The following is a 1,430-nucleotide window of genomic DNA, read 5'->3' as shown; positions in this document are numbered from 1 at the left end:
CAAACATTTCAACTTCGCTGAGTCTCGGGAGGAGACAGTGTGGCCATCGTTGCGCCATTCGTGCAGGTCGGAACTTACCCGACAAGGAATTTCGCTACCTTAGGACCGTTATAGTTACGGCCGCCGTTTACCTGGGCTTCAGTTCGTCGCTTTCACAACTCCCTTTAACCTTCAGGCACCGGGCAGGCGTCAGACCCTATACGTCGCATTGCTGCTTCGCAGAGCCCTGTGTTTTTGCTAAACAGTCGCTACCCCCTGGCTTGTGCCACTCAGTCTAGCTTGCGCTAGGTGAGTCACGCTTATTCCGAAGTTACGCGTGCAATTTGCCGAGTTCCTTCAGCACAGTTCTCTCAAGCGCCTTGGTATGCTCTACCTGACCACCTGTGTCGGTTTCGGGTACGGTCTCTGCTAGAGTTATTTCCAGGGACAACTTCGCTGCCGGGACAATCCAATAAGCCCCGACAACTTACGCCATCCGTCACTTCTAGCTGGTGCAGGAATATTTACCTGCTTCCCATCGACTACGCTTTTCAGCCTCGCCTTAGGGGCCGACTAACCCTGCGCAGATTAGCTTTACGCAGGAACCCTTGGTCTTTCGGCGACAGTGTTTCTCACACTGTTTATCGTTACTCATGTCAGCATTCTCACTTCCGATACCTCCAGCCAGGCTCACGCCTGACCTTCACCGGCTTACGGAACGCTCCGCTACCGCTTGCAGTAAACTGCAAACCCATACCTTCGGCGACTGGCTTGAGCCCCGTTACATTTTCCGCGCAGGATCGCTTGATCAGTGAGCTGTTACGCTTTCTTTAAAGGATGGCTGCTTCTAAGCCAACCTCCTGATTGTCAAAGCAATCCCACATCGTTTCCCACTTAGCCAGTACTTGGGGGCCTTAGATGATGGTTAGGGTTGTTTCCCTTTTCACGACGGACGTTAGCACCCGCCGTGTGTCTGCCCGATAGTTCTCCTGGGTATTCGGAGTTTGGTTAGTATTGGTACCACTCGCGCAGCCCGCAACCATCCAGTGCTCTACCCCCCAGGGAATTCGTCGGACGCTCTACCTAAATAGATTTCGCGGAGAACCAGCTATGTCTAGGTTTGATTGGCCTTTCACCCCTATCCACAAGTCATCCCAGAATTTTTCAACATTCACGGGTTCGGACCTCCAGTTGGTGTTACCCAACCTTCATCCTGCTCATGGATAGATCACCTAGTTTCGGGTCGTCATACGTCGAACTTAGCGCCCTATTCAGACTCGCTTTCGCTGCGCCTACACCTAACGGCTTAAGCTTGCTCGACACATGAAGTCGCTGACCCATTATACAAAAGGTACGCCGTCACCCCGCATGGGGGCTCCGACTGCTTGTAGGCTTCCGATTTCAGGATCTGTTTCACTCCCCTCGTTGGGGTGCTTTTCACCTTTCCCTCA

Annotated in this window: 1 rRNA gene (running past one end of the window); it reads right to left on the bottom strand. The window is 52.9% G+C overall.

Going from position 1 to position 1,430, the window contains the following annotated elements:
* Nucleotides 1–1,430, bottom strand: a 23S ribosomal RNA gene (locus B2742_RS07825) (its annotated part continues 495 nt past the right edge of the window); the annotation flags it as partial.

It is taken from the genome of Brevundimonas sp. UBA7664, from assembly GCF_002483305.1.
GTDB lineage: Bacteria > Pseudomonadota > Alphaproteobacteria > Caulobacterales > Caulobacteraceae > Brevundimonas.
The sequence above is the reverse complement of the archived record's forward strand: the minus strand, read 5'-3'. Positions and strand labels throughout refer to the sequence as shown.